The sequence below is a fragment of the Dactylosporangium sp. CA-139066 genome (genome assembly GCF_050936175.1).
Taxonomy (GTDB): Bacteria; Actinomycetota; Actinomycetes; order Mycobacteriales; family Micromonosporaceae; genus Dactylosporangium.
Window position 1 is genome coordinate 2294279 of record NZ_JBNJNH010000001.1, and the last position, 26146, is coordinate 2320424.

The window sequence follows — 26146 nt, forward strand, 5'->3', positions numbered from 1 at the left end:
AACAATGGCTCAGGTCGTCGAGCTCGGCAGACGCCACTTCGCCCTCCAGCACTCCGGCGACGGGACACCCCAGTCCGTACCGGGCGGCCTCCTGCTGCCCCCGGGCCGGGTCGCGATCCTGCACGGGCTCGGCGACGCCTCCTTCTACCGGCACGGGCACAACTCGTGGAGCCCGTGCGGCTGGCGGCGGCTGAGCGAGCCGCCGCTGCGCATCCCCAACCCGACCCGGCTCGTCACCGCCGACGACCCGGCCTTCGACGACCCGGGCCGCCACCACGGCTCGGCGGTCGCCGCGCTGCAGGGCCCCGACGGCGGGACGCTGCTGCTCGGCGCCCTCGGCCTGGACACCCCGCGGCTCACCGCCGACCACGACACCCTCACCGGCTGGTACGCCACCGGACGGCCCAATGCATCCGGATCCGAGTGGTTCCTGGCCTACGGCCCGGAGGAGGAGGTCTTCCGGGCCTACACCGACCAGCTCGCGGCCCGCTTCGGCGCCGGGCGCAACCGCGCCGGCAACGTGTGGTGCAGCTGGTACGCCTACTACGAGAACGTCACCGAGACCCAGCTCGCCAAGGACGTCGCCGACCTGACCGGCCTGCCCTTCGACGTCGTGCAGATCGACGACGGGTGGGAGGAGCTGGTCGGCGACTGGGAGCCCAACGCGAAGTTCCCCAGCGGCATGCGCGCCCTGGCCGAGCGCATCACCGACGCGGGCTTCACGCCGGGCCTGTGGCTGGCCCCGTTCATCGCGCTGCCCCACTCGCGCGTGGCCCGCTCGCAGCCGTCGCTGCTGCTGCGGGACGGCTCCGGCGAGCCGGTCGTCGCCGGCTACAACTGGGGCGGCCCGTACTACGCCCTGGACCTGGCCCGGGCCGAGGCCCTCGACCACGTCGCCGCGCTGGTGCACAAGGTCGTGCACGAGTGGGGCTTCCGCTACCTCAAGCTCGACTTCATCAACGCCGCGGCCGTCCACCTCCCCGGCCGCGACCGCGAGCGCATCTACCGCGAGGCCCTCCGGGTGATCCGCGAGACCGCCGGCGACGACGTGTACCTCCTGGGCTCCGGCGCCATCCTGCTGCCCTCGCTGGGCCTGCTCGACGGCCTGCGCAGCGGCCCCGACGTGGCCCCGATGTGGGACAACTACGCCTCGGTCGACCCGTCGGACGCCACGGCCCGAAACGCCGTCGTCAACAGCGTCCACCGCCTGTGGCAGTCCCCGCTGGCCGAGGTCGACCCGGACGTCGTGTACTTCCGCAGCAAGCTCAACCTGCTGACCCCGCAGCAGCTGCAGTGGCTGCGGGACCTCGCGGACGTGTGCGGCTTCCGGGCCGTGTCCGACCCGCCCAGCTGGCTCACGCCGGCGGAGCTGGAGCAGCTGCGGGAGTACCTGGACCGCACGCCGGCGGTGCGCCGCCTGGCGCGGTACCGGTTCACGGTCGACGGCCGCGAGGTCGACTTCACGCCCGCGGTCGCGTCGGACACCGGCGGCCAGCTCTACCCGATCTCGTGAGCCCGCCGTGCTGCCCGCCCTCCGGCACCAACGCATCATCGAGCTGCTGGCCCAGCGCGAGTACGTGACGCTCACCGAGGTCCGCGACGCGACGGGGGCGTCGCTGGCCACCACCCGCCGCGACCTGGCCCGCCTGGCCACGAGCGGCGCCATCACGCGGATCCGCGGCGGCGCCACCCGCCCACCGGCCCCGCGCGGCGAGACCCGCCTGCTGGTCGCCTCCGTGGCGCGGGTCCGCACGGCCCTGGCCCGCAGCGACCTGAACGGGGTCGAGCGCGCGCTGTACCAGGCCCTGGACGCCTGCGAACGGCTCCGCCGGGCCCAGTGACGGTCCGTAGGATCGCCGTATGGGTACCGAGGAGCGGGTGGCGCTGGTGACCGGGGCGAACCGGGGCATCGGCCTCGAGGTGACGCGCCGGCTCGCCGAGCGGGGCTGGACGGTGCTGCTCGGCGCCCGGTCGGCGGCGAAGGGCGCCCGCGCGGCGGCCGGGCTCGCGCCGGCCCGCGTCGAGGTCCTCGAGCTCGACGTGGCCGACGACGCCGCGGCCGCCAACGCCGGCAACGTGGTCCTCGAGCGGCACGGGCGGCAGTCGCGGTTCCGGGCCCCGCGTCCCCCCGCCGAGTGGTGCTCCATGGCGGACGCCCCGGCCGGGTAGCCGTTGACGGGGTCGGCGGGGAACACCCCGGCGACGACGAGCGCGGCGCCGCCGGCTCCGACGAGCCACGGCCCCCAGGTGCTCGCCCGCCCCGGACTGGGCGCCCGCCGCAGCCCGGCGGCGCCGGCCATCGCGAGGACGCCGCACACGACGAAGTTGGCGATCTGGAGCCGGCCGTGGTCGCCGAGCGCGAGCGAGCTGAGCGGATGCCGGGCCGGGTCGAACCCGTCCCGGGTGGCGGCCTGCACGAGCACGAGCACCACGAACAGCGGCCCGGAGACGGCCCCGGCGAGCAGCAACGAGCCGGCCGACGGCCGGCGTCCGATGTCGGTCATGCCCGGAAAGGTGACCCGTTGGTCACATGTCAACGCTGCGGGGGTCAGGCCGGGGCGACCGACGCGGCGTCGGGGGTGAGGACCAGGGCGTGCATGGCGGCTTCCGAGGACTCGTCGGCGGGGGAGTACACGACCAGGCGGGCCAGGGGCGGGCCGCCGTTGATGGTGAAGCTCGCCGTCTCCACGCTGATGCGACCGGCCCGCGGGTGCAGGAACGTCTTGTGGCGCACCATCGGGCGGCCGACGTCGTAGCGCTCCCAGTACTCCCGGAACATCGGCGACGCGGCCAGCAGGTCGTCGCGCAGGCGCTTCCACGCCGGGTGGTCGGGGTGGTCGGCCATCGAGGCGCGGAACAGGGCCACGTGCCGCGCGCTCTCCTCGTCGAACTCGACCATGCGGCCGTCCAGCGTGCGCTCCACGAACGCGAGCCACATGATGTTGAGCCGGGCCGGGGGGACGCCGGCGAAGCCGCCGAGGATCTCCTCCGCCTCCGGGTTGTGGGCGAGGAGGTCGAAACGGCCGTTCACGACGTACGCCGGGAAGGGGCGGACGGCCTCCATGGTGGCGAGGACGGCCCGGGGCAGGGGCACCGCCTCGCATGGCGCCGCGTTGTCGAAGACGCCCGCGAGGGTGAACAGGTGGGAGCGTTCGCCCGGGTCCAGGCGCAGGGTCTGCGCGACCGCGCCGAGCACCTGCGCGGAAGCCGTGATCTCGCGGCCCTGCTCCAGCCAGGTGTACCACGTGACGCCCACGCCGGCGAGCTGCGCGACCTCCTCGCGGCGCAGGCCCGGCGTGCGCCGCCGCGGGCCGGCCGGGAGGCCGAAGTCGGCCGGCGCGAGGCGCTCGCGGCGGGAGCGCAGGAACTGGGCGAGCTCGGTGTGGCGACCCGGCATGTCACCAGCATGCACCCGCGCCGGGGGGCCGATCCAGGTGGCATCGATACCTGGATAACCACGCACTGGTTCCGGTACCGGGCCCGGCGTCGACTGGTCGCATGACACTCACGCTGCCGAGGACCGAGCCGGCGGCCGCCGCCACGGCGTGGCGGGCGCTGCCCGTGATCCTGCTGGCCCAGTTTCTCGCCGTCGTCGACTTCTTCATCGTCAATGTTGCGCTGCCGTCGATCGGCGCCGACCTGCGCGCCGGGCCGGCGGCCGTGCAGTTCGTGGTCGCCGGGTACGGGCTGGCGTACGCCTGCTGCCTCGTCACCGGCGGGCGGCTGGGCGACGCCTACGGCCGGCGGCGGCTGTTCGTGCTCGGGCTCGCCGCGTTCACGCTCACCTCGCTGCTGTGCGGGATCGCGCCCACGGCGGGCACGCTGATCGCCGCCCGGGTGCTGCAGGGCGTCGCCGCCGGCGCGATGGTGCCGCAGGTCCTCGCCACGATCCAGGCCACGTACACCGGGGCGCCGCGCGTGCGGGCCCTCGGGCTGTTCGGCGCCACGATCGGGGCGGGCAGCGTCGCCGGCGAGCTGATCGGCGGGCTGCTGCTGCGGGCCGACGTCGCCGGTACCGGATGGCGCTCGATCTTCCTCGTGAACGTGCCCCTCGGGATCGCCGGCCTGTTCGCCGCCCGGCTCGTGCCGCAGTCCCGGTCGGGCTCGCCGTCGCCCGTCGACCCGCGCGGCGCGCTGCTGCTGGCCGGCACCCTCGCCCTGCTGCTCGGGCCGCTGTCGGTGGGCCGGGAGCTGCACTGGCCACTGTGGACGGTGGGCGGGCTGGTCGCCGTACCGTTGCTGGGGCTTGGTTTCTGGCTCGATCAGCGGGCGGCCGAGCGCGGCGGCCGGCGGGCACCGATGCTGCCGCCCTCGCTGCTGCGGGAGCCGGCGGTGCGGCGGGGGCTGGCGGTGGCTCTGCTGTACTTCCCGGCGGTGGGCGGGTTCATGTTCGTCTTCGCCGTGTTCGCGCAGTCCGGGCTGGGCTGGTCGCCGCTGCGGGCCGGGCTCGGGCTCACCCCGATGGCGGCCGGCTTCCTGGTGATGTCGCTGGTCGCGCAGCGCATCGTGGCCCGCCGCGGCGTCGCGGCGATCGTGGCCGGCGCCGCCGGGTTCGCCGCCGGCCTCGCCGCGCTTGCGCTGCAGGTCAGGTGGGGCTTCGCGGACCTGAGCCCGCTGTCGGTCACGCCGGCGATGCTGGTCGCCGGGCTGTTCGGCGGCCTGGTGATGGTGCCGCTGTTCGGCGCGGTGCTGGCGAAGGTGCCGCCGCCGGTCGCGGGCGCGGCGAGCGGGGCGCTGGTCACCGCGCAGCAGGCCGCCCTGGCCGCGGGCGTGGCGACGGTCGGCTCGCTGTTCGTGGCGGTGTCGGCGCGGTCGGGCTGGGAGGCGGGCGCGGTGACCGGTTTGTCGGCCTGCGTCCTGCTCGCCGCCGGCTGTGCGATCGCCGCCGCCCGGCTGCCCCGGCGCTGAAGCCGTTGCGTGATCCGGGCGGCGGCGGGTAAGGGGCCGCAATGAAGATCGGCATCATCGGCGCGGGTCACATGGGCTCGACGCTGGCCCACCTCTTCACCGCGGCCGGCGACGATGTCGCGATCGCCAACTCCCGCGGCCCGGACACCCTGCTCGACCTCGAGGCGCACCTCGGCCACCACGCGCACGCCCGCACCGCCGAGCAGGCCGCCCGGTACGGCGGCGTCGTCATCATCGCCGTACCGTTCGGCCACTACCGCGACCTGCCCGCCGCCGCGCTGGCCGGCCACACGGTCGTCGACGCGACCAACTACGACCCGGAGCGCGACGGTCGCGACGAGCGGCTGGAGCACGGCAGCGTGACGAGCAGCGAGCTGCTGCAACTCCACCTGCCCGGCGCCCGCGTGGTCAAGGCGTTCAACGCGATGCGCTGGGACCACCTGCTCGACCACGGCCGGTCGGCGGGCGCGAACCGCCGCTACGGCATCCCGGTGTCGGGCGACGACCCGGAGGCCAAGCGCCAGGTGTTCGACCTCATCGAGCAGATCGGCTACGAGCCGGTCGACGCCGGGCACCTCGGGGAGGGCGGCCGCAAGCACGAGCCGGGCACCGAGGTGTACGCCGCCGACCTGTGGGCCGACACGCTGTGGGCCCGCATCGGCGTCAGCTGACCGCGCCGCGCACGTCGTCCAGCAGCGCCGGGCGGTGCGGCGCCCAGCCGAACGCCGAGCGGGCCCGGGCGCCGTCCATCGCGCCGTCGCGGGCCAGCACCGCCAGCTGGGGCGCGACCCCGGCGACCTCGTCCAATGACAGCGAGACGGCCGCGGCACCGGCCCGCAGGGCGAGCGCCTCGGCCAGCCGCCGCATCTGGAACGTGTCGCCCGGCGCGGCGTTGAAGACGCCACCGGGCTGGGGCTTCTCCAGGGCGAGGAGGAACAGGTCGGCGAGGTCGTCGACGTGGACGGCGGCCCACGTCTGGGTGCCTTCGCCGATGTACGGCACCATGCCCCGCGTCCGGCCCATGGCCAGCAGCCCCTGGATGAGCGCGGACCCGTCCCGCCCGTGCACGAGCGGCACCCGCAGGACCGTGCCGCCCGCAGCCAGCGCGATCCGTTCCCCGGCCACCTTGTGCGGCTGCGCCGAGGTCGCCTCGTCGACCGGGTCGTCCTCGCTCGCCGCCCCGCCCCCGTACACGAGCCCGGTGCTGGTGTAGACGAACGGGATGGTGCCGAGCATGGCCCGCAGGGCGACGGCCTCCGCCTCGGCCATGGCGGGATCGGCGTAGTCGACGGCGGCGTGCACGACGGCGTCGGCCCGCCCGGCCGCCTCGCGCAGCGCGGCGGCGTCCCGCAGGTCGCCGCGGACCGGCGCGGCGCCGAGTGCGGACACCCGCTCGGCCGCCCGGTCGGACCGGGCGAGCGCGGCGACCCGGTGCCCGGCCGCGAGCAGTCGCCCGGTCACCACGCCGCCCACGTATCCGCTGGCACCGGTGATGAAGACGTCCATTGGTCAGCTCCGTCCGTGAGATCGGATAGTTCATCCGCTCTGGACGCTACCACGAACGGATGAACTATCCGATAGGACGGGCTATCCGCTTTCGGCTATAGTCGAGGCATGCCGCCCGCCCCGACCCGCTCCGACTCGCTGCGGATCCGCTCCGCCCTGCTGGCCGAGGCGCGCGCGATGCTGGAGGCCGACGGGCACCCGGTCGCGCTCAACGCGCTGGCGCGCCGGGCCGGGGTCGGGGTCGGGACCGTGTACCGGCACTTTCCGACCAGCCAGGCGCTGCTGGAGGCCGTCGCGTTCGAGGCGCTGGAGCAGCTGCGGGCCGAGCTCGTCGAGGCGGCCGGGGACCCCGACCCGTGGGCCGGCCTCGAGCGGGTGGTCCGGGCCCAGGTCCGGATGGAGGTCGCGCACGTGGGCGTGCGCGAGGTGCTCGCGACGGCGGTGGCCGCCGACCCGCGGACGGCGGCGGCCATGACCGACATGGCCGGGCTGGTCGAGGCCCTGCTGGGGCGCGCCTGGGACGCGGGCGTGCTGCACGCCCGCGTCGGCGCCGCCGACCTGCGCAACATCCTGTGCGGCGTCGGCTACACGGCCGGCCTGGTGCCCGAGCGGGCCGAGGCCACCGCCGCCTTCTTCGCCGACGTCGTCCTGCGCGGCCTGCGGGCCCGGCCCGAGTCGCTCAGGACGACATCGTCGTGAGCAGGTCGCGGCAGGCCGCCTCGCACTCGCGGCAGGACTCGGCGCAGATGCGGCAGTGCTCGTGCGCCTCCGCGTGCCGCTCGCACTCGTCGGCGCAGCTGGCGCAGGCCATCACGCAGGCGTCCAGCAGCGCGCGGCTGATGTTGGCGTCGTAGCCGGTGTGCCGCGACAGCACCCGCGCCGTCGCGGCGCAGATGTCGGCGCAGTCCATGTTGGTGCGGATGCACTTGGCGAGCCCGGCGATGTCCTTCTCGCTCAGGCACGCGTCCGCGCACGCCGTGCACGCCTCGCTGCAGGAGACGAGCGCGTCGATCGCGCCGGCGAGCCGTTCGCGGTCGAGGTTGATGGGCTGCGGGTAGGTCTGCAGCATCGGCAGGCTGGTGGCCGTCACGGTGTACCCCCGGAAGAGGTCGGTTGCTCGGTCAGGCCCATCCCTACCCGCCCGCCGGCCCGGCATTCGCGGTTCAGTCGGGCGCGGCCGAGGGGACCGGCAGCATCGTGCGCACGGCCTCGGCCGACCACTCCACCAGCATCAGCGTGGCGTCGTCGGCGGGCGGGCCGTCGTAGTGCGCCAGGGCCGCGTGGCAGAGCCGGCGCAGGGCCTCCGGGGCCGGGAGCTGGCCGGTCTCCCGCTCGGCGAGGACGGCGAGCCGGTCGGCGCCGAAGGCCTCCCCGTGGCGGTCCCTCGCCTCGGTGACGCCGTCGGTGTACAGCAGCAGCCGATCGCCGCGCTCCAGCGCATCCTCGGCGATCTCCAGGTGCGGGTCCGCCACGCCGAAGGGCATCCGCCGGCCGGCGGCCAGGGCGCGCACCACCCGGCCGCGGCGCAGCAGCAGCGGCGGCGGGTGGCCGGCGTTGAGGTAGCGCAGCCGGCCCGACTCGAGGTTCAGCTCGGCGAGCACGCCCGTGGTGAAGCGCAGCTCCGGCAGGTACTCCTCCAGCGCCCGGTCCGCCGCCCGGGCCATCTCCGCCAGGCCCTCGTCGCTGCGCCGGGACGCCCGCACGGCGGCCAGCACCACGGCCGTGCCCAGCCCCGCGCGCAGGTGGTGCCCGGCGGTGTCGAAGATCGCGAAGAACAGCGACGAGCGGTCGGCGGCGTAGTCGAAGCCGTCGCCGCCGACCTCGTAGCACGGCTCGAGGATCGCGGAGACGACCGCGCGGCGCGACACGAAGGTCAGCGGTGGCAGCAGGCGCCACACCAGCTCGGACGCCTCGGACATACGGCGCCGGCGGCGCACCTTGAGCAGCGCGTCGCCGTACGGGATCTTGGTCGCGATCAGGTGGCCGACGAGCTGGCTGAACAGGTCGCAGCCGGCGAGGAAGTCCTCGTCGTCGAAGCGGGCGTCGCCGCCGGTGACCAGCTCCAGCACGCCGAGGCGCTCGGTCCCGTCCAGCATCGGCATCCACAGGCGGCCCGGCTGCGCCACCGGCTCCACCGCCATGAACGCGCGCCCGGCCGGCGTGGTCTCGACCGGCAGTGACGGCGGCGACTCGGCGCCGGGCCGCGGCATCGCGATCAGTTCGCGCTGCTCCTGGTCCACCAGGTAGATCCACGCGTCGCGGGCGAGCGGCCCGGCCGCCGCGGCGACCTCGCCGGCCAGCTCGTCCGGCTGCGCCAGCCGGGTCTGCCGCACGAGTTCGGCCAGCGCCGCGCGCCACGGCCAGGCGTCGTTCGCTGCGTTCACCTGCGTCCTCGTACCCGCCGCCGGATGCGCGAACCATCGGGACCGCTAGGCTCGGGGCGTGGCGGAGTCGATCGAGGTGCGGATGATCCCGGGTGACCCGGTGGTGGTCGAGGTCACCGGCCGGATCATGTACGACACGCTCCGCCCGCTCGCGGACACCCTGGGCGACCTGGACCCGGCGGCCGACCCGCACGTCGTGCTGCAGCTGAGCCAGGCGCCGATGTGCGACTCCAGCGGCCTCAACCTGTTCGTGCGCACCCACTCCGCGCTGGTCGGCGCGGGCGGCTGGCTGCGCCTGGCCGCCGCGCCGCCCATGATCGAGAAGGTCCTGGACATCACCAACCTGGACCGCATCCTGCCCGTGTACCGCAGCGTCGAGGAGGCCGCGGCCGCGCCGTGACGCCCCGGCGACCAGGGGCGTCGCCACGCGGTCAGCGCGGCCAGACGCGGCGGCCGGCGACCCACGTCTGGGTCACCCGGGCACCGGGGGTGAACGGGTCGGCGTCGCAGACGACCAGGTCGGCGGGCTCGCCGGGGGACAGGCCGCCGGCGCCCGGGGCGCCCAGCGCGGCGGCCGCGGCCGTGGTGTAGCCGCGCAGCGCCTCGGCCGGGGTCAGGGCCTGCGCCGGCTGCAGCGGCGTGCCGTCCGGCAGGGTGCGGGCGACCGCGAGCCGCAGGTTGACCAGCGGGTCGAGCGGGCCGGCCGGGTGGTCGGAGCCGATGGTCAGCGGCACCCCGGCGTCGAGCAGGGCGCGGCCGGCGAGCACGGTGAGGTACCGATGGCTGCCCGTGCCGACGATCTGCGGCCCGAACGTGGTCAGGAACCCCGGCTGGAGGGTCGCCGTGGCGCCCGACGCGGCGACCAGGTCGGTGGTGGCCGGGTCGAGCAGGACCAGGTGGTCGATGACGGCGGCGCCCGGCGGGGCGCCGATCGTGCGCAGGGCGGTCGCGGCCTGGCGCACCGCGAGGTTGCCCAGCGCGTGCAGCCGGGGGCGCACGCCGGCGGCGACGAACCGGGCCAGGACGTCGGCCAGCTCCCGGTCCGGGTAGCGCAGGTACTCCACGCGCAGCTCCCCGCCGTGCACGCGGGCCGGGCGGTGCATCGCGTCGCGCAGCGGCCCCACGTTGCGCACGGCCAGACTGGCGCGCAGGGCGCCGGCGGTGAGGCGGCCGAGGGCGCGGGCCGGCAGGTGCAGGGCGCAGCGGTCGCCGCCGTCGAGGAACAGCTTCGCCTCGCGGGCGGAGGCGCCGTAGTCGCCGGCCGGCAGCGCCTGCGGGCCGGGCACCGGCGTCAGCAGGCCCTCGGCGGCGCCGACGGCCCACGACAGGCGGGGCGCCCCGGCGGCGGCCAGGCGCAGCATCCGCTCGTGGTGCTGCGGCGCGACGTAGGCCTCGTGGACGTGCGTGATGCCGTGGGCCAGCCAGCGGTCCAGCTCCAGGCGGACCAGGGTGTCGGCGTCGCACTCGCTGACGTGGTCGGCGACGTCGGCCAGGGCGCGGGCCAGGGCCTCGCCGTAGGCCTGCTCCCACACCTCGCCGGTCGGGCGGCCGCGGCGGTCCCGGGTGACGTCGCCGGCCCGCGCCCGCGCGGTGGTGAGCCCGACGGCGCGCATCGCGGGCGTGGACAGGGCGCCGCGGTGGACGTCGACGCCGCTGACCAGGACCCGGCGGCCGGGGGCGGCGGCGTCGAGCTCGGCGGCGCTCGGCAGGCGCCGCTGCGGCCACGCGAACGGGCGGGCGTTCCAGTACAGCAGCCACGGCGCGGCCGGGTCGGTCGCCGCGGCGGCCCGGATCGCGCCCAGAGCCGCGTCGAGGTCGGGCCAGGCCGCGCCGTCGACGCCGCGGGGCTGCCAGGCGGTGACGGTCGCGTGGGCGTGGGAGTCGACGAACCCCGGCAGGATGTGCGCCCCGGGCAGCTCGACGACCTCGTCCGCGGACGAGGGATCCGCGCCGATGCGGTCGCCGTCGACGAGCAGCGGGCCCGCCGAAGGCGTGCAGGACGGGCCGGCCCATACGGTGGCGGCGCGCAGCAGGGTACCGGCCATGCGGATGACGGTACTCAACCCGATCCGAGTAGGGAGCCTCAGGCGTGCCGGTTGCCCCCGGCCGGACAATGATCGAGTGAGCTTCGTGCGGCAATGGCTTCTGCGGATCTGCAGCTTCGCGCTGACCTGGATCTACGGCGTGTATCGCGCCCATCCGGCGGTCTGGCGCCTCATGGCGCGCAACTACCGGCCGTGGATGGGCCGCTTCGCCCGGCTGCACGCGTGGATGACCTGCCAGTTCGCGGCGATCGACGTGCCGGCCTACGGCGACTTCCTGCGCCGCAACGGCTGGCAGTTCCGGTGGTTCGTGCTGGCGTCCTACCCGCCCACCGACAAGCTGTCCTACGTCAAGGCCTACCCCGAGGAGCAGCGCTGCTGGAAGGGGCGCATCGAGATCGAGGGCAGCGTCGTGGACGAGTCGTCCGGCTCCTCCGGCCGGCCGTACAACTGGATCCGCAGCCGCCGCGAACTGCGCACGGTGCACAAGAACCTCGCCGGGTACACGACCCTGGTGTTCCCGTCGCGGCGGCGGTTCGTCATCAACGCGTACTCGATGGGGGCGTGGGCGACCGGCACCAACACCGGCATCGCGATGGCGCGGGTGGCGATGGTGAAGAACACCGGTCCGGATCTGGACAAGATCATCGACACGCTGCGGCACTTCGGCCCAGGCTTCGACTATGTCATCACCGCGTACCCGCCGTTCCTCAAGCACCTGCTCGACCGCATGGACGCGGAGGCATTTCCGTGGGCGGACTACCGGCTGTCGGCCCTGGTCGGCGGCGAGGGCATGACGGAGGCGCTGCGCGACTACCTCGAGCGGCGCTTCGTCAAGGTGCGCTCCGGCTACGGCGCCAGCGACCTCACCATCGGCATGGCCGGCGAGACCGACCTGACCGTGTGGCTGCGCCGCCGGCTGCGCACCGACGAGCGCCTGCGGGCCGCGCTGCTCGGGCCCGACGAGCACCGGCTGCCGATGGTCTTCCAGTACAACCCCCTGGAGACGTACCTCGAGACGACCGACGACGACGAGATCCTCTGCACCATCAACACCACCGCCGTCATGACCCCGAAGGCGCGGTACAACATCGGCGACGAGGGCCGCCTGCTCTCCTTCGGCGACCTCGTCAAGGTGGTCTCCGCCGACCCGGCGGCGCTGGCCGAGCTGCGGGCCGCGCTGCGGGTCGACCGGATGCGGCTGCCGCTGCTGTTCCTCTTCGGCCGGCGCGACAGCACCGTGTCGTACATGGGCGCCAACATCTACCCGCAGGACGTCGAGAACGGCCTGTACCAGGGCAACGACCAGGCCCATCTCCTGGAGGGGTTCTGCCTGACCCTGGAGGAGTACGACGACCTCGAGCGCCGGCCCGCGGTACACCTGCAGCTGCGCTCCGGCGCGGACCTGGGCGACGACGAGCGGCGCAAGCTCGCCGACGTCTGCCGGCAGGGCGTGCTGCGCTACCTCGCCGAGGTCAGCCGCGACTTCGCCGAGTCCCTCGCCGAGGACCCCACCTCGGCCGACCTGCGCGTGTACGTCCACGACCACGGCACCGGCCCCTTCGCCGCCACCGGTAAGATCAAGAACGTCTACCTCGCCCGGAGCGCCGCCTCATGAGGACCACCGACTTCTCCAAGGCACCCCCGCTGGCCCAGGCCGGCGCGATGTTCGTGGGTGCCACCCGATACCGCGGGCCCCACTCCATCTTCGTGCTGTCGTTCACCTGGTTCCGCATGGTGCGCCAGATGAAGCGGCTGCCGGGGTACTGCTGGCACACCGTCTACTGGCAGTGGCCCTTCACCCTGGGCACCATCGCGTTCTTCCGCGACCGCGACGCGCTGCTGCAGTTCGCCCGCACCAAGCACCACCGCGACCTGATGTGCTGGATCACCGACCACGGCACGCGCAACGCGACCGGCGGCTACATCCGGCTGTACAACGCCGAGGAGAGCGGCTACTCCAACGGCGTCTGGCGCGCCGAGGGCAGCACGATGGCCCACATCGAGCGGTACACCGCGCTGTCCCGCGAGACCGAGGGCCCGGCGGTGCACCGGCCGTGACGCTCGATGTCGTACGCGTGGAGGACCGCGCCACGCTCAAGGCGTTCCTCGACCTGCCCCTGCGCCTGCACCCGGCCGACCGGTACGTGCCCCTCGACACCGCCGTCATCACCCGCTGGTGGCGCGGCCCGGTGGAGCTCTACGTGGTCCGCGACGGCAACGGCGAGGTCGTCGGGCGCACCGGCCTGCACACCGAGGCCAAGTTCGACGCCAAGCTCGGCCGCCGCCACCAGCTGTTCGGCCTCACCGAGTTCGCCGACGACGACGAGGTCGCCGCGGCCCTGTTCGAGCTGATGGACCGCCACGGCGCCGGCGCCGACGCCCTCTTCGGCCCGGTCGCGCTGCTGCCGAACCAGACCGGCGGCGTCATCACGTCGGGCTTCGACGAGCGCGGCTTCATCGACTCGGCGTGGAACCCGGCGTACTACCCGGCCGCCTACGAGCGGCACGGCTTCGCCCGCCGGTTCGAGTCCGACACCTGGATCTGCGACCTGGCCGGGCCCAGCGCCGGCGCCGACGCGCTGTTCCCGTTCGACGAGGCCCGCGTGGCCGCCGAGGGTCTCGCGATCCGCTACGGCTCCCGGAAGCGGTTCAAGGAGCAGCTGCCGATCCTGCGGGAGATGCTCAACGCCAGCTTCGCGCAGCTGGGGTACTACACCGAGATCTCCGCCGACGAGCTCGCCGCGCAGACCGACGGGCTGGCCTACCTGCTCGACGAGAAGCTGCTGCTGTGGCTGGAGAAGCGGGGCCGGCCGGTCGCGTTCATCGTCACCGTGCCCGACGTGTCGGAGTTCTTCATGCGCACCGGCGGCCGCCTCGGGCTGCTCAACCAGCTGCGGCTGCTCGCCACCCGCGGGCGCTACCGCCGCGAGGCGATCCTCATCATCAAGGGCACCGTGCCGGACGAGCAGGGCAAGGGCTACCTGAGCCTGCTGTCGCGGGAGCTGCACCGCAACCTGCGCGCCGGCGGCTACCGCAGCCTGCGCAGCACGTACGTCGAGCGGGACAACCCGGGTTCGCAGTCGCAGTACCGCCGGATGGGCGGGCGCATCCTGCACGGCTACACCTTCTACGAGCGAGGTCCCCGATGACGTGGGTCGACGAGCTGCGGGCGCGCGAGGACGCGTGCCGGCGGGCCCCGAGCGCGCACAACACGCAGCCGTGGGTCATCCGGTACGGCACCGACGCCGTCGACGTGCACTGGGACCCGCAGCGGGCGCTGCCCGACTCCGACCCCACGCGGCGGGACCTGTTCCTGTCGCTGGGCGCGTTCGTCGAGGCGTGCCTCATCGTCGCCGCCGACGCCGGTCTGCCGGTCCGCGCGGAGATCGCCGTCGACGAGCCCGCGCGCCGGGTCGCGCGCCTGGTGCCGGCCGAAGCCCTGTATGCGACGCCGTTCCCGGCGGCCGCCGTCGAGCGCCGCCGGTGCGCCCGCGGCGCCTACGAGCCCGGCCCGCTCGACCCCGCCGTCGTGGCCGAGGTGGCGGCCGGCGCCGACCTGCGCGCGCTGGCGTCCCGCCCGCTCGCGGTCCAGCTCGAGGCGGCCGACCGGCACATGTTCGCCACGCCGGCCGTCGCCGCCGAGCTGCGGCAGTGGATGCGCCTGTCGCCGCGGCATCCGCGCTACGCCGTCGACGGCCTCACCGACAAGGCGATGGAGCTGTCCCGGGCCGAGGCGTCGGGCCTCGCCGCGGTGCTGAGCCCCGTCGTGTACCCGGTGGCGCGGCGCCTCGGCGCGCCCGCGATGCTCGCCGCCGCCTCCCGCAGCCTGCTGCGCTACGACGGCAGCGTGCTGGTCCTCGTCGGGCGGCCCGAGTCGCCCGCTGCCCTCGTCGAGCACGGCCGGGCGCTGCTGCGGGTGTGGCTGGGCCTGTCGGAGCGCGGCTTTGCGGTACACCCGCTGAGCCAGATCATCGACTGCGACGCGACCGCCGCCCGCCTCGCCGCGCTGCTCGAGCCGGCGCCGGGGGAGTGGCCCCTGGCCGTGTTCCGGGCCGGCCGCCCGCTGCGGGAGCCCGTCCGCTCGGCGCGGATCCCCGCGGCGGCCGCCTGAGCGCCTCCTGACCCGGCGGAAACGGCGGCTGCTGCTGGGCGTACTGCCGTCCCTAGGCGATCCGCGGTGCGTCGAGCGGCTGCGCGTCGTTGGCGTGCAGCAGGTCGGTCAGCTCGGCCACGTGCGAGGCGACGTCGGCCAGGTGCGCGTTGTGGCCGAACGAGCGCGGTCGCGGAATGTCGACGGTGATGATGCGCTGCACCCGGCCCGGGCGCGAGCTGAGCACGGCGACCCGGTCGGCGAGCAGCACCGCCTCCTGGATCGAGTGGGTCACGAAGACGGTGGTCGGGCGCATCTCCAGGTGCAGCTGCTGCAGCTGCCCGGCGAGCTCCTCCCGGGTGAGGGCGTCGAGGGCGGAGAACGGTTCGTCCATGAGCAGCACGCTCGGGCGCTGGATGAGGGCGCGGCACATCGCGACCCGCTGCTGCATGCCGCCCGACAGCTCGTGCGGCAGCCGCCGGTGGAAGCCGGCCAGCCCCACGGAGTCCAGCAACGCGCGGGCCCGGTCGCGGTCCTCGGCGCGCACCCCGCCGCGGATCTCCAGCGGCAGCAGCACGTTGGTGAGCACCGAGCGCCACGGCAGCAGGGCGGGGCGCTGGAACATGAGCGCCACGTCCCGCCGCGGCCGGGCGACCGGCGTGCCGGCGATGGCGACCCGGCCCTCGCTCGGGCGCAGCAGCCCGGCCACGAGCCGCAGCAGCGTCGACTTGCCGCAGCCGGACCGCCCGATGACCGCCAGGAACTCGCCCGCGGCGACGGTCAGGTCGATGGCGCGCAGCGCCTCGACGTCGCCGCGGCGGGTGCGGAACGTCCGGGAGACCCCGGTCAGCTCGATCATGGCCACTCCAGCACCATCTTCCCGGGTTACGCGGAGATCGCCCGCGCCCAGGGCAGCAGCAGCCGCTCCAGGGCGACGACGAGGTAGAACAGCACGATGCTCAGGATCGCCAGCAGCGCGATGGCGGCGAACGCGAGCGGGGTGTCCAGGGAGCTGCCGGACAGCACGATGACCGCGCCGAGGCCGCCGTTGGGGCTCGCGATCTCGGCGACCACCGCGCCGATGACGGCCAGCGAGATGCCGAGCTTCAGGCCCACGAACACCTGGGGGAGCGCCCAGGGCAGGCGCACCTTGAGGTACGCCTGCCACCACGACGCGGACAGCGACGACGCGAGCTCGCCCAGGTCCGCCGGCGTGGACGTCAGCCCGGCGGCGGCGGCCACGACGATCGGGAAGAAGGCGATGAGCACGATCATCACGATCTTCGGCGTCTGGCCGTACCCCAGCCAGACGATGAGCAGCGGCGCGAGCGCCACCTTCGGGATCGAGTTGAGCGCCACGAGCAGGGGCATCGTGGCCCGCTCGACGGCCCGCGACATCGTGAGCGCCATCGCGATGAGCAGGCCGGCGGCGACGGCGATGACGAAGCCCACCGCCGTCTCCTGCAGCGTCGTCAAGCCCTCCTTGAGCAGGTACTGCGGCTGGGCCCGGAACGACGCCACGATGTCCGGCGGCGATGGCAGGAAGAAGGACCGGATGCCGAACAGCGCCGTCGCGCCCCACCACAGGCCGACGGCGACCGCGGCGCCGGCGATCGGCAGCGGGAGCCCGGACCAGCGGGACGCGACGCGCTCTTCAGGCACGGGTCACCGCCGGCCGATGGTCGAGTAGGTGAAGTGGCCGCGCACGACCAGGCGCGGATCGTGCACGGCGGCGTACAGCTGCTCGATGCGGTCTTCGGAGAATCCGGCGGCGATGAAGTCCTCGCGCAGCTGGGCCACGTTGACCGCGATGAGCACGGCGCCCGGGCTGCCGCCGGGCCAGGACGCGGCCTCGATGGCCGTGTCCACGCCGACCAGCCCGTTGTCCACCATCACCTGGTGCACCCGGGCCGCCCACGTCGGGTCGTTGCCGCGCTTGGGCAGCACCCGGTTCACCAGCACGTCCCGGTAGTGCTCGATGACCCCGGCGGTCTCGGCGTCGGGCGCGGCGAGGGTCAGGTTGCCGAACTCGGTCGCCCAGTCCTCGATGACGAGCGCCCCGCCCGGGGCCAGGGCGGCCGCGAGCCGGGCGAGGATCTCCTCGCGCTCGGGGATGTGCAGCAGGACCAGCCGGGCGTGAATGAGGTCCCACGGGCCTTCCGGCACCGGCTCGCTCACCAGGTCGTGCCGCTGCACGCGGAAGCCGGCGCCGATCGGGACGTGCCGGACGTTGAGGTCCGTCGCGAGGACGTCGCCGCCTGCGCCGGCCCGCTCGGCGAGCCAGCGGGCGACGCTGCCGCCGCCCGCGCCCACCTCGAGGCAGCGCTTGCCGGTCAGGTCGCCGAGGGTGCCGAGCCGCGCGAAGGTGAACCCGTCGAGGATGTCGGACAGGTGGCTGTGCCGGCCGGCCGACTCGGGGTCGTCGTTGTCGAAGGAGTACGCCGGCGCGGGGTCGATCGTCGCGGTCACCGTCACGCCTTCGGGGTGAGCGAGAAGTCCACGACCGCGTCCGGCGTGAGGCCGGCCTGGATGAGGCCGCCGGCCTGCAGGGTGGCGATCGCGCGGGCGACGCGCTCCTGGTCCATCGCGCCGATCGCGGCGCCGGAGCTGACGTACGGCGTCATCAGCGTGATCTCGCCGACGGCGGCCGTGATGTCCGCGGCGGGCTGGGCCTTCTTGAGGATCTGGGCCGCCTCGTCCGGGTGCTCGATCGTGTACTTCAGCGCCTTGAGGCAGGCGTCGCGGAACCGCTTGGCGAGGTCCGGGTTCTCCTTGGCGATCTTCGACGTGGTGATGATGCCGTTGCCGTAGAGGTCGCCGAGGTACTTGCTGTAGGGCAGCACGACCGCCTTCTTGCCGCCGGCCGCCTTCTCGATGCCCTTCTGGCCGATGAGGAACGTGCTCAGCGCCTGCACCTGGCCGCCGGCGAGCAGGCCGGGCAGCTGCGGGGGCTGGGCGTTGACCCACTCGATCTTGGTGGCGTCGATGCCGGCGAGCTTGGCGTACGCCGGGAAGAGCAGCTGGTTCACCGAGCCCGTCGCCGCGCCGAGCTTCTTGCCCTCGAGGTCCTTCGGCGAGCTGATGCCGGCGCCGTCGAGCGCGATGATCGAGACCAGCGTCTGCTGGTGGATCGCCGCGATCGTGCGGAAGTCCTTGTACTGGCCCTGGCCGGCCAGGATCCAGGCGCCGATCAGGTCCAGGTTGGCGAACTGGGCCTGGCCGGACGCGAGGCCCTTGAGGTTCTCACCCGTGGCCGCGCCGAGCTGGATGGTGACGTCGATGCCGGCGTCCTTGAAGTACCCCTTGTCCTGCGCCACCCAGGCGAATGCGTCGCGGCCGACCGCGCCGAATGCCGTCAGATAGGTGACCTTGTCCGGCTGTTTGTTCTCCCCGGCGGCCGCCGCGGGCTCCGCCTTCGAGTCCGAGCAGCCCGCCACGCCGATCAGCGCCACGGCGAGCACCGATGCGAGCAGAGCGCGATAACGCCTCATTACCTGGCCCCCATTTCTCATTTCCAGTATTCGGCGGGGCCCGTCGCGGTGGGGCCCGCCGTCATGTCCGATGACGCTTTTCGAACGTATGGGCTAAACGGATGGTCTAACCGAGCAACCGCCACCGGCCGCCGCGCGCCTCGAGCATCGTCAGAGACTGCGGCATGAAACCGGAATGATTGTCGGGCGTGAATCGAATTTGTCCGCTCAGGCCGTCGATCTGCGACGTCTCCAGCCGGGCCCGCAGGGTGGGCCCGTCGAGTGATCCGGCGCGCGCCACCGCGTTCGCGATGAGCTGCAGGGCGTCCGCGGCGAACGAGGCGTGGCCGTGGTACGTCCCGTAGCGCGACGTGTAGTCCTGGAACCACTGCCGCCGCGCCGCCTTCGCCGGCGTGGTCGCGATGACGTCGTCGATCGCCAGGGTCTGGGTGAACACCAGCGCCGTGCCGTCGGCCGCGAACGGGCCGCCGAGGAAGAGGTCGCCGGCCGCGGCGGCGTCGAGGTACACCTGGCCGTGGTAGTTGGCGCCGCGGATGGCGCCGACCGCGAGCGCGGCCTGCGGGGGGAAGCCCCAGACCACGACCGCGTCGGGGTTGCCGGCCAGCGCCGCCCTGGCCGCGTGGCCCAGGTCGCTGTCGGCCGGCGCGTACTGCGCCCGGGCGACGACCTTCGCGTTGATCTTGCCGGCCTCGCGGGCCAGCGCGTCCGCGCCGCCCCGCCCGTAGGCGTCGTCGCTGGCCAGCAGCGCGACCTTGCGCTGGCCGGCCTGGCCCAGCTCGCGGGTGAGCACGATGGCGTCGTCGTCCGCGCTCGGGGCCAGGCGGAAGATGTACCTGCGATCGGCGGCCGGCGCGGTGACGTCGGCGACCGGGGTCAGCGCGATCGCCGGGATCTTGCGGTCCTGGATCTGCTTCGCGGCCCCGCTCATGCAGTCGGCGCAGACGCCGGTGATGATCGCCGTCACCGAGTCGTCCTGGGTGTAGGCGGTGAGCTGGCTCAGCGCGATCGCGGGGTCGCCGCGGTTGTCCTGGACGCGCACGACGATCCGCCGGCGGCCGAGCAGGCCGCTCGCGTTGATCTGCTCCGCCTTCAGCTCCAGTGCGCGCTGGTAGGCCACGCCGATGTCCGACGTGCTGCCGGAGAGCTCGAGACTCGCCCCGACGACGATGTCCGCCTTTTCTTCGGCATTGACGTAAGTGCATGCCGTCGTCGATGTCAGGATCACCGCAAGCATCGCGGCAAGATAGTGCCAGCGCCGCAAGTCGATTCCCCTCGATCGAAGTCGCGTCCGTCGTGGACGGCGTTTGGCCGACCCACACCTTGCCAACTCGTACGAGGGTGGTCAAGAGGTTCGAAATGCGCGTTCCGGCATCACTGCTGAATCTGATGTTAACGACTCGATTAAATTACCCAGGTCCCGGACTGGGCTTTACTCAGCGGCAGACATGAATGCCGAGGCCAAGTGCTTGATCGTCGATCGTCACTACGCTCGATCACCTACCGGTAGCCTGCCGCTGGGCTTTCCCCGGTCGTGTCGTTCATGGTGAAATGCCCTGTCCTGCGCCCGGGCCACCGGGCCTCACCTGCCCGGCACCGCCGCGGAACGCAAACGGTGGCCCAAAAGCGTCCGCCGGGACCCATAGGCGACCATGAGCACGCGGAGATCTGCATGCCCGCATCGAAGAAGCCTGCCGGCCGCGGGTTTCGCATACGCCGGCCGCGGCTGGCCAACGCCCGGATCCGTAGCAAGCTCGGCCTCATCCTGCTGATCCCGATCATCGCGATCGTGACGCTGGCGGCGCTGCGCATCGGCGACGCCGGCCGCCGCGCCAACGACGCCGCCCAGGTCGGCGCCCTGACCCGGCTGTCGGCCGACGTGTCGGGCCTCGCGCAGCAGGTCCACCTCGAGCGCATGGCCGCGGCGGCCCTGCTCTCCACGCCGTCGGCGACGCCCGAGGCGTACAACCGCCAGATCGTGCGCACCGACGCCGCCGTCGCCGGGTACACCAAGCGCCGCGACACCCTCGGCGGCGTGCCGGCCGGCGTGCGCGACCGGCTGCGGCGCATCGACGCCCAGCTCGAGGTGCTCGCCACGATCCGCAAGGACGTCGGCGACCGCCGGGGCGTGTCGGTCGCCGAGGTGCTGCTGCGCTACGGCGTCGTCGTCGACGACCTCGTCTCCTACCGCGAGGCCGTCGCCCAGGTGACCACCGACCAGACCCTCGCCGACGAGCTGCGCGCGGCCGCGGCGTTCTCCAAGGCGAAGTCGCGGGTGTCGGAGCAGGAGGCGATCGCGTACGCCGCGCTCAAGGCCGGCCCGCTCGACTCGCACCAGCTCTCCGCGCTGCTGGCCACCCTCACCGGCCAGCAGGAGGCGTTCGTCGCCTTCTCCCTGTCGGCCAGCGTCCGGCAGCGCCAGATCGTGGAGGCCACGATCGCCGGCGACGCGACCCAGATGGCCGACGACATGACCGGCACCCTGCAGCGCACGGTCGGCCAGGCGCCGCCGTTCAAGGCGGAGGAGGCGGTCGCCGTCTTCGGCGCCGTGAACGACCTGATGCGCTGGACCGAGGAGCGCCTCGACGGCCAGCTCGTCGACGACGCCGGCGCGATCGGCACCGTCGTGCGCCGCCAGGTGGTCATCGAGTCGGCCGTGATCTTCCTGATCCTCGCGCTCGTCATCGGCCTCGCGCTCATCACGGCGCGCTCGATGATCCAGTCGCTGCGCCGGCTGCGCGAGACCGCGCTCACCGTCGCCGAGCACGACCTGCCCGAGCTGGTCTTCCAGCTGCGCGACGCCCGCACCGTCCAGGAGCGCTCGCCGCAGGAGATCGCCGCCCAGGTCCGCGCACCCGGCGGGTTCGACAGCCGGGACGAGATCGGCGAGGTGGTGCGGGCCTTCAACACCGTGCACCGCGAGGCGGTCCGGGTCGCGGCCGAGCAGGCCGTGCTGCGCAACAGCGTCTCGTCCATGTTCCTCAGCCTCGCCCGGCGCAGCCAGACGCTGGTCGACCGGATGATCGGCCAGCTCGACCGCATCGAGCGGGGCGAGGAGGACCCGAAGCGCCTGGCCCAGCTGTTCCAGCTCGACCACCTCGCCACCCGGATGCGCCGCAACGACGAGAACGTCCTCGTGCTCGCCGGCGCCGACACCGCGCCGCCGCGACGCCAGGACGCGCCGCTCATCGACGTGATCCGGGCCGCCCAGTCGGAGATCGAGCTGTACGAGCGGGTCGAGTTCGCCGAGGTCGACGACGACGTCTACGTCGCCGCCCCGGCGGTCAACGACGTCGTGCGGCTGCTCGCCGAGCTCATGGACAACGCGACGCGGTTCTCCCCGCCGCACGCGCCGGTCGTGATGGCCGGGCAGCGGCTGCGCGACCGCACGATCGTGCGGATCGAGGACCGCGGCCTCGGCATCGCCCCCGACGTGCTGGAGGACTACAACCGCCGGCTGGCCGAGCCGGCGCCGGTCGACGTCGGCGCCTTCCGCCTCATGGGTATCGCGGTCGTCGGCCGGCTCGCCGCCCGGCACCGCATCACCGTGCAGCTGCGCTCCAGCGTCGGCGGCGGCACCGTCGCCGAGATCGTGCTGCCCGCCAACGCGCTCGTGCTGCCCCGCGACGACCGTCCGGCGTCGCTGCCGTCGCGCCGGCCGGCCGCGCCGCTGCCCGAGCGCCCTGGCGCGTACGCGGGCAACGGCCACCCCGGCAACGGGTACGCCGGCAACGGCCACGAGGCCGCCACGCCGGCCGGCACCGCGACCATGGTCGACGCCACCAGGACCCGGCCGCCGTCCTGGCCGCCGCCGGCCGCGGAGCCGGCGCCGGCCCCGCAGGCGCCGGCGCAGGACCGCTGGGCCGACCTCGTGGCGCCGTGGCCCGAGCGGTCCTGGGCGCCGGTCGTGGCCGAGGACGACACCACCGAGCTGCCGATCTTCCGCGAGATCGAGGCGACCTGGTTCCACGAGCGCGGCCACAGCGCGATGACCGGGCCCACGGTGCCGACCGGCGTCCCGGGCTACTCGGCACCCCCGGTGCCGCCCACGGCCGCCCCGCCGCCCGCCGCCACCCGCCCGCCGGCGCCGCCGCCCGCCCCGGCCCCGGCCCCGGCGCCGGCCGCCGCCGGCGCCGCGCCCGCCGGCTGGCGGACCCGGGCCGACGAGGGCTGGCGCGCCGCCGCCGCGGCGCAGAACCCGCAGATCGACTCCAGCACCCGCTCCGGCCTGCCGATCCGCACGCCGCAGGCCCAGCTCGTGCCCGGCGGTGTGGCCGCCCGGCCGGCCAAGCTCAAGCGGCCGAGCGCCGAGGAGCTGCGGGGGCTGCTGTCGTCGTACCAGCGGGGTGTTCAGCGTGGACGTCAGGCCGGCGGGGCGGCCGCGGACCAGTCCCAGGCAACGGAGGAGAATCGCTCATGACGGGGTCCGGCGCATTGGAAAGCCTGAGCTGGCTGCTCGACAGCTTCGCCCAGCCGCTGGAGGGGGTCGCGCACGTCATCGCCGTCTCGGCCGACGGGCTGCTGCTGGCGGCCACGGGCGACCTCCCGCCGGAGCGGGCGGAGCAGCTCGCGTCGATCACGGCCGGCCTGGTCAGCCTGACCTACGGCGCCGCCCGGCACTTCGAGGGCGGCAAGGTGGCGCAGACGATCGTGCACATGGAGGCGGGCTACCTGATCCTCATGGCGATCAGCGACGGGTCGTCGCTGGTGGTGCTCGCGTCCCGGCACTGCGACGTCGGTCACGTCGGCTACGAGATGGCGCTGCTGGTCGAGCGGGTCGGCAAGTCGCTGGTGTCGCCGCCGCGCGAGACGGTGGCCCGGTAAGCAACTCCGGCGGGGAGAGCGGCTGAAGGGCGGGCGGTGATGGTGCAAGGCGGTGAGGACGATCCGCGCGGGGCGCTCGTGCGGCCGTACGCGGTGACCCGCGGCCGGACCGAGCCCACGCGCGAGATCGCCATCGAGGCCGTGCTGCTGACCATGCAGCGGGGGGTGGAGGCCAGCCGGTACGCCGGGCGCGACCGGCAGCTGATCGCAAACCTCTGCAACGACCGGGCGCAGTCGCTCGCGGAGATCGCCGCGAGCCTGCGGGTGCCGCTCGGCGTCGCCCGCGTGCTGGTGGCGGACATGATCACGGAAGGGATCCTCACGCTCCACGAGCCCCTGGAGGCGGGCGACACGGAGGAGCGGATCAACGTACTGGAAAGGGTTCTCATTGGACTCCGCAACCTCTGAGCGGCGGTCCGGGCGCAACCGCACGGGCCCGAGCCGGATCACCGCGGTGAAGATCCTGGTCGCCGGTGGTTTCGGCGCCGGCAAGACCACCCTCGTCGGCGCCATCTCGGAGATCACCCCGCTGACCACCGAGGCGGTGATGACGTCGGCCGGCGTGGGTGTGGACGACGCGTCGGCCGTGCCCGCCAAGAGCACGACGACCGTCGCGATGGACTTCGGCCGCATCACGATCGCCGACGACCTGATCCTGTACCTCTTCGGCACCCCCGGGCAGACCCGGTTCTGGTTCATGTGGGACGAGCTGATCCGCGGCGCGCTCGGCGCCGTCGTCATCATCGACACCCGCCGCATCCAGGACAGCTTCGCCGCCCTGGACTTCTTCGAGCACCGCAACCTGCCGTACCTGGCCGCGGTGAACTGCTTCGAGGGCGCGCCCCGCTACGACATCGACGAGGTCCGCCAGGCCCTCGCCATCGCCGGTCACGTGCCCCTCGCGCTGTTCGACGCGCGCTCCCGCGACTCGGTGAAGCAGACCCTCATCACCGTCGCCGAACACGCCCTGTCGCTGCTGACGGCCGGGCCGGGGGCGGTCATGTGATGCTGGTGGGGTGATCGTCGACTTCGAGGCCCGGCTCTGGCAGTGGGACGCGCGCCAGGGCGACTCCTGGATCTTCGTCAACCTGCCCGAGGACGTGTCGGAGGAGATCCGCGAGCTGTCCGCGGGCACGCGCCGGGGCTTCGGCTCGCTGCGCGTGCGCGCCCGGATCGGGGCCACCACGTGGAAGACCTCGATCTTCCCGGGCAAGGACGCCTATGCCCTGCCGCTCAAGCGGGCCGTGCGCGTCGCCCAGCGCCTCGAGGTCGGCGACGTCGCGTCGGTCTCCGTGGAGCTGCTGGACCTCTGAGCACGCGAACGCGCCGGGCTCCCGAAGGGGAACCCGGCGCGTTCACGGTGCGGCGGTCAGTCCCAGATCGCGGTCGACCAGTCGTCGCTGGACCAGTAGTGGCCCGACCAGTAGTGCCCGGACCAGTAGTGACCCGACCAGTAGTGGCCGTCCCAGTCGGGGTCGGCCCACGTCGTGGCGCCGTTCCAGGGCTTGCCGGACCAGGACGCCGCGGCCCACGTCTTCGACGCCCACGAGGAGCCGGTCCAGCCGTCGCCGGCGAGGCGGTACCCCATCCAGGTCCCGCCCGACCAGGACGTGACGTTGGCGCTCTTGGGCGCCCAGGCGGCCGTGCTGATCGGACCCCAGACGCTGTTGTCCCCGCTCAGGGCGACGTTGTCGCGCACCACCCGGCTGGAACCGCGGGCGTCGTCGAGCTTGCCGGTGCCGGTGGAGTGGTTCCAGCCGGTCGCCCACAGGTTCTGCGAGGCGATCGCCCCGTTCAGGTTGAGCTCGCGGATGTTGCGCTGCATGGCCAGGCCGGAGATGTACGTCGAGGACGTGGTCAGCACCGTCTTGACCTGGTCCGGGGTCAGCGTCGGGCGGGCCTGCAGCAGCAGGGCGATCGCCCCCGAGGTGACCGCGGCCGCCTGGGAGCTGCCGCTGCCGCGCAGCAGGGTCGTGCCGACCTTCGCCGACGGGTAGGACAGGTCGACGTTGGACCCCGGGTCGGCCAGCGAGACGATCGACTCGCCGGGCGCGATGAGGTCGATGCTCTTGTTGTTGCCGCCGATCGTGGTGAACGAGGCGAAGTCGTCGTCGGCGGTGCTCGCCGTGCCCTTGGTCGTGCCGGCGGCGACGGCGATGACGGCCGGGTCGCTGGCCGGGTCGCTGACGACGAGGTCGCCGTTGCCGTCGTTGCCGGCCGCGGCCACGACCACGATGCCCTTCATCCAGGCCTGCTCGACCGCGTACTGCACCGGGTCGGTCCACGAGTTCGGCGTGCCGCCGGTGCCGTAGGAGAGGTTGATGACCCGGATCGGGTTGGCCGGGTCGTCGTTGCGGTGCGCCACCACCCAGTCGATCGCCGCCACCATCTGCGACACGTCGACCGCGCCGTTGGACGTGCCGACCTTGACCGACGTCAGCTTCGCCTTCGGGGCGAGGCCCACGGTGCCGGTCGCGGTGTCGTTGCCGATGATGATGCCGGCCATGTGCGTGCCGTGGCCGTACGTGTCGAGGTAGCGCAGGTCCGGGTCCTGCGACTCGAACGACAGGTCCGGCCCGTTGACGACCTGGCTCGCCGCCAGCCCCGGCACCGGCGCGACGCCGGTGTCGATGAGCGCGACCCCGACGCCCTGCCCGGTCAGCGTGGCCGCGGCCCCGGTCGAGGCGTTGATGGCGGTGCGTACCGCCGAGAGGGTGGTGCCGGTGGCGGTGCCCGCGGTGCCGAGCCAGGCGCCGGAGGCCCATCCGCCGTTGGTGATGCGGTGGGCGGGCTCCGCCGCGCCGAGCCCGGCGGCCGCCGCGGCCGCGACCGCGAGGGCCGCGACGCCGCGCTTCCGCCAAGAAGATGAGGCCATTGGGTGCTCCAGTTCCCGCCGCGGTC

General features: G+C 74.0%; 27 protein-coding genes and 1 pseudogene. 16 read left to right on the top strand and 12 right to left on the bottom strand.

The genetic code is table 11. From position 1 onward, the window contains the following. Window positions 1–4: 4 nt before the first annotated feature. From ACQEVU_RS10445 to ACQEVU_RS10455, 3 genes are read left to right on the top strand one after another with little or no spacing between them, the layout of a single operon-like run. Window positions 5–1513 carry a glycoside hydrolase family 36 protein gene (locus ACQEVU_RS10445; protein ID WP_433322489.1) on the top strand — a complete coding sequence of 503 codons (1509 nt, stop codon included), beginning with the start codon at window positions 5–7 and terminating at the stop codon, window positions 1511–1513. Window positions 1514–1520: 7 nt separating this feature from the next. After that, complete coding sequence (locus ACQEVU_RS10450) at window positions 1521–1841, top strand: DeoR family transcriptional regulator (RefSeq protein ID WP_433322491.1); 321 nt, start codon at window positions 1521–1523, stop codon at window positions 1839–1841. A gap of 19 nt (window positions 1842–1860) precedes the next feature. Beyond that, a complete protein-coding gene (locus tag ACQEVU_RS10455) occupies window positions 1861–2169 on the top strand; it encodes an SDR family NAD(P)-dependent oxidoreductase (RefSeq protein ID WP_433322493.1) in 309 nt (102 codons plus the stop codon). A 29-nt stretch (window positions 2170–2198) separates the two neighbouring features. On the opposite strand, the pseudogene ACQEVU_RS10460 reads toward ACQEVU_RS10455, so the two are convergent. Next, window positions 2199–2504 (bottom strand): annotated as a pseudogene (locus ACQEVU_RS10460) (DUF998 domain-containing protein); the annotation flags it as partial. Window positions 2505–2548: 44 nt separating this feature from the next. Beyond that, on the bottom strand, window positions 2549–3397 hold the full coding sequence (locus tag ACQEVU_RS10465) for a helix-turn-helix transcriptional regulator (protein WP_433322495.1): 849 nt from the start codon (window positions 3395–3397) through the stop codon (window positions 2549–2551). 101 nt (window positions 3398–3498) lie between these two features. Between ACQEVU_RS10465 and ACQEVU_RS10470 the strand changes: the two genes are divergently transcribed. Together ACQEVU_RS10470 and ACQEVU_RS10475 are read left to right on the top strand one after the other, a co-directional pair. After that, window positions 3499–4908 carry an MFS transporter gene (locus ACQEVU_RS10470; protein ID WP_433322497.1) on the top strand — a complete coding sequence of 470 codons (1410 nt, stop codon included), beginning with the start codon at window positions 3499–3501 and terminating at the stop codon, window positions 4906–4908. Window positions 4909–4949: 41 nt separating this feature from the next. Beyond that, window positions 4950–5579, top strand: a complete 630-nt coding sequence (locus ACQEVU_RS10475; protein ID WP_433322499.1) for an NADPH-dependent F420 reductase — start codon at window positions 4950–4952, stop codon at window positions 5577–5579. Here the strand turns inward: ACQEVU_RS10475 and ACQEVU_RS10480 are convergent. Then, window positions 5572–6414: an NAD-dependent epimerase/dehydratase family protein gene (locus ACQEVU_RS10480; RefSeq protein WP_433322501.1), complete on the bottom strand. Its 843-nt coding sequence runs from the start codon at window positions 6412–6414 to the stop codon at window positions 5572–5574. The two genes, ACQEVU_RS10475 and ACQEVU_RS10480, sit on opposite strands and share 8 nt — an antisense overlap. A 108-nt stretch (window positions 6415–6522) precedes the next feature. On the opposite strand from ACQEVU_RS10480, the gene ACQEVU_RS10485 reads away from it, so the two are divergent. After that, a complete protein-coding gene (locus ACQEVU_RS10485; RefSeq protein WP_433322503.1) occupies window positions 6523–7113 on the top strand; it encodes a TetR/AcrR family transcriptional regulator in 591 nt (196 codons plus the stop codon). Here the strand turns inward: ACQEVU_RS10485 and ACQEVU_RS10490 are convergent. Together ACQEVU_RS10490 and ACQEVU_RS10495 are read right to left on the bottom strand one after the other, a co-directional pair. Next, window positions 7094–7504, bottom strand: coding sequence for a four-helix bundle copper-binding protein (locus ACQEVU_RS10490; protein ID WP_433322505.1), 411 nt, complete (start codon window positions 7502–7504; stop codon window positions 7094–7096). The genes ACQEVU_RS10485 and ACQEVU_RS10490 overlap by 20 nt on opposite strands. A 73-nt stretch (window positions 7505–7577) precedes the next feature. Continuing rightward, entirely contained in the window at window positions 7578–8798 is a 1221-nt protein-coding gene (locus ACQEVU_RS10495) for a PP2C family protein-serine/threonine phosphatase (protein WP_433322507.1), read from the bottom strand. 58 nt (window positions 8799–8856) lie between these two features. Here ACQEVU_RS10495 and ACQEVU_RS10500 point away from each other — a divergent pair, with 58 nt between their 5' ends. Then, the gene (locus tag ACQEVU_RS10500) at window positions 8857–9198 is read left to right on the top strand and encodes an STAS domain-containing protein (protein WP_433322509.1); all 342 of its coding nucleotides are present in this window, start codon (window positions 8857–8859) and stop codon (window positions 9196–9198) included. A 31-nt stretch (window positions 9199–9229) separates the two neighbouring features. Here ACQEVU_RS10500 and ACQEVU_RS10505 read toward each other — a convergent pair whose 3' ends face one another. Continuing rightward, complete coding sequence (locus ACQEVU_RS10505) at window positions 9230–10843, bottom strand: amidohydrolase (protein WP_433322511.1); 1614 nt, start codon at window positions 10841–10843, stop codon at window positions 9230–9232. A gap of 76 nt (window positions 10844–10919) precedes the next feature. On the opposite strand from ACQEVU_RS10505, the gene ACQEVU_RS10510 reads away from it, so the two are divergent. Genes ACQEVU_RS10510 through ACQEVU_RS10525 form a run of 4 tightly spaced genes read left to right on the top strand, consistent with a single transcriptional unit; the run spans window position 10920 to window position 14954 of the window. Further along, window positions 10920–12458 carry a phenylacetate--CoA ligase family protein gene (locus ACQEVU_RS10510; RefSeq protein ID WP_433322513.1) on the top strand — a complete coding sequence of 513 codons (1539 nt, stop codon included), beginning with the start codon at window positions 10920–10922 and terminating at the stop codon, window positions 12456–12458. Next, window positions 12455–12901, top strand: a complete 447-nt coding sequence (locus ACQEVU_RS10515; RefSeq protein WP_433322515.1) for a DUF4188 domain-containing protein — start codon at window positions 12455–12457, stop codon at window positions 12899–12901. The genes ACQEVU_RS10510 and ACQEVU_RS10515 overlap by 4 nt, the downstream gene beginning before the upstream one ends. Then, window positions 12898–13992 carry a hypothetical protein gene (locus ACQEVU_RS10520; RefSeq protein WP_433322517.1) on the top strand — a complete coding sequence of 365 codons (1095 nt, stop codon included), beginning with the start codon at window positions 12898–12900 and terminating at the stop codon, window positions 13990–13992. The genes ACQEVU_RS10515 and ACQEVU_RS10520 overlap by 4 nt, the downstream gene beginning before the upstream one ends. Further along, window positions 13989–14954: a hypothetical protein gene (locus ACQEVU_RS10525; protein WP_433322519.1), complete on the top strand. Its 966-nt coding sequence runs from the start codon at window positions 13989–13991 to the stop codon at window positions 14952–14954. Before ACQEVU_RS10520 ends, ACQEVU_RS10525 begins: the two co-directional genes overlap by 4 nt. A gap of 52 nt (window positions 14955–15006) precedes the next feature. Here ACQEVU_RS10525 and ACQEVU_RS10530 read toward each other — a convergent pair whose 3' ends face one another. The 5 genes from ACQEVU_RS10530 to ACQEVU_RS10550 form a co-directional block, all read right to left on the bottom strand. Next, window positions 15007–15792: an ABC transporter ATP-binding protein gene (locus ACQEVU_RS10530; protein ID WP_433322521.1), complete on the bottom strand. Its 786-nt coding sequence runs from the start codon at window positions 15790–15792 to the stop codon at window positions 15007–15009. Between the two features lie 26 nt (window positions 15793–15818). Then, entirely contained in the window at window positions 15819–16595 is a 777-nt protein-coding gene (locus ACQEVU_RS10535; RefSeq protein WP_433322523.1) for an ABC transporter permease, read from the bottom strand. 3 nt (window positions 16596–16598) lie between these two features. After that, window positions 16599–17402 carry a class I SAM-dependent methyltransferase gene (locus tag ACQEVU_RS10540; protein WP_433322525.1) on the bottom strand — a complete coding sequence of 268 codons (804 nt, stop codon included), beginning with the start codon at window positions 17400–17402 and terminating at the stop codon, window positions 16599–16601. A 2-nt stretch (window positions 17403–17404) separates the two neighbouring features. Further along, window positions 17405–18424: an ABC transporter substrate-binding protein gene (locus ACQEVU_RS10545; RefSeq protein ID WP_433322527.1), complete on the bottom strand. Its 1020-nt coding sequence runs from the start codon at window positions 18422–18424 to the stop codon at window positions 17405–17407. Window positions 18425–18530: 106 nt separating this feature from the next. After that, window positions 18531–19658 (bottom strand): ABC transporter substrate-binding protein, encoded by a 1128-nt coding sequence (locus ACQEVU_RS10550; protein WP_433322529.1) that lies wholly within the window; start codon window positions 19656–19658, stop codon window positions 18531–18533. 435 nt (window positions 19659–20093) lie between these two features. Between ACQEVU_RS10550 and ACQEVU_RS10555 the strand changes: the two genes are divergently transcribed. From ACQEVU_RS10555 to ACQEVU_RS10575, 5 genes are read left to right on the top strand one after another with little or no spacing between them, the layout of a single operon-like run. Continuing rightward, on the top strand, window positions 20094–22841 hold the full coding sequence (locus ACQEVU_RS10555) for a sensor histidine kinase (RefSeq protein ID WP_433322531.1): 2748 nt from the start codon (window positions 20094–20096) through the stop codon (window positions 22839–22841). Next, a complete protein-coding gene (locus tag ACQEVU_RS10560; RefSeq protein WP_433322533.1) occupies window positions 22838–23245 on the top strand; it encodes a roadblock/LC7 domain-containing protein in 408 nt (135 codons plus the stop codon). Before ACQEVU_RS10555 ends, ACQEVU_RS10560 begins: the two co-directional genes overlap by 4 nt. 42 nt (window positions 23246–23287) lie before the next feature. After that, window positions 23288–23653 (top strand): DUF742 domain-containing protein, encoded by a 366-nt coding sequence (locus ACQEVU_RS10565; RefSeq protein WP_433334886.1) that lies wholly within the window; start codon window positions 23288–23290, stop codon window positions 23651–23653. Further along, the gene (locus ACQEVU_RS10570) at window positions 23634–24251 is read left to right on the top strand and encodes a GTP-binding protein (RefSeq protein ID WP_433322535.1); all 618 of its coding nucleotides are present in this window, start codon (window positions 23634–23636) and stop codon (window positions 24249–24251) included. The genes ACQEVU_RS10565 and ACQEVU_RS10570 overlap by 20 nt, the downstream gene beginning before the upstream one ends. 10 nt (window positions 24252–24261) lie before the next feature. Next, the gene (locus ACQEVU_RS10575; RefSeq protein WP_433322537.1) at window positions 24262–24558 is read left to right on the top strand and encodes a DUF1905 domain-containing protein; all 297 of its coding nucleotides are present in this window, start codon (window positions 24262–24264) and stop codon (window positions 24556–24558) included. Between the two features lie 56 nt (window positions 24559–24614). Here ACQEVU_RS10575 and ACQEVU_RS10580 read toward each other — a convergent pair whose 3' ends face one another. After that, window positions 24615–26120 carry a S8 family serine peptidase gene (locus tag ACQEVU_RS10580; protein WP_433322538.1) on the bottom strand — a complete coding sequence of 502 codons (1506 nt, stop codon included), beginning with the start codon at window positions 26118–26120 and terminating at the stop codon, window positions 24615–24617. Between the last annotated feature and the right edge of the window lie 26 nt (window positions 26121–26146).

Bases quoted from the DNA above. Each gene is read 5' to 3' on its own strand.
- ACQEVU_RS10445 (WP_433322489.1), top strand. From the start codon at position 5: ATGGCTCAGGTCGTCGAGCTCGGCAGACGCCACTTCGCCCTCCAGCAC.
- ACQEVU_RS10455 (WP_433322493.1), top strand. From the start codon at position 1,861: ATGGGTACCGAGGAGCGGGTGGCGCTGGTGACCGGGGCGAACCGGGGC.
- ACQEVU_RS10465 (WP_433322495.1), bottom strand. From the start codon at position 3,397: ATGCCGGGTCGCCACACCGAGCTCGCCCAGTTCCTGCGCTCCCGCCGC.
- ACQEVU_RS10470 (WP_433322497.1), top strand. From the start codon at position 3,499: ATGACACTCACGCTGCCGAGGACCGAGCCGGCGGCCGCCGCCACGGCG.
- ACQEVU_RS10475 (WP_433322499.1), top strand. From the start codon at position 4,950: ATGAAGATCGGCATCATCGGCGCGGGTCACATGGGCTCGACGCTGGCC.
- ACQEVU_RS10480 (WP_433322501.1), bottom strand. From the start codon at position 6,414: ATGGACGTCTTCATCACCGGTGCCAGCGGATACGTGGGCGGCGTGGTG.
- ACQEVU_RS10485 (WP_433322503.1), top strand. From the start codon at position 6,523: ATGCCGCCCGCCCCGACCCGCTCCGACTCGCTGCGGATCCGCTCCGCC.
- ACQEVU_RS10505 (WP_433322511.1), bottom strand. From the start codon at position 10,843: ATGGCCGGTACCCTGCTGCGCGCCGCCACCGTATGGGCCGGCCCGTCC.
- ACQEVU_RS10515 (WP_433322515.1), top strand. From the start codon at position 12,455: ATGAGGACCACCGACTTCTCCAAGGCACCCCCGCTGGCCCAGGCCGGC.
- ACQEVU_RS10525 (WP_433322519.1), top strand. From the start codon at position 13,989: ATGACGTGGGTCGACGAGCTGCGGGCGCGCGAGGACGCGTGCCGGCGG.
- ACQEVU_RS10530 (WP_433322521.1), bottom strand. From the start codon at position 15,792: ATGATCGAGCTGACCGGGGTCTCCCGGACGTTCCGCACCCGCCGCGGC.
- ACQEVU_RS10545 (WP_433322527.1), bottom strand. From the start codon at position 18,424: ATGAGGCGTTATCGCGCTCTGCTCGCATCGGTGCTCGCCGTGGCGCTG.
- ACQEVU_RS10550 (WP_433322529.1), bottom strand. From the start codon at position 19,658: ATGCTTGCGGTGATCCTGACATCGACGACGGCATGCACTTACGTCAAT.
- ACQEVU_RS10555 (WP_433322531.1), top strand. From the start codon at position 20,094: ATGCCCGCATCGAAGAAGCCTGCCGGCCGCGGGTTTCGCATACGCCGG.
- ACQEVU_RS10560 (WP_433322533.1), top strand. From the start codon at position 22,838: ATGACGGGGTCCGGCGCATTGGAAAGCCTGAGCTGGCTGCTCGACAGC.
- ACQEVU_RS10580 (WP_433322538.1), bottom strand. From the start codon at position 26,120: ATGGCCTCATCTTCTTGGCGGAAGCGCGGCGTCGCGGCCCTCGCGGTC.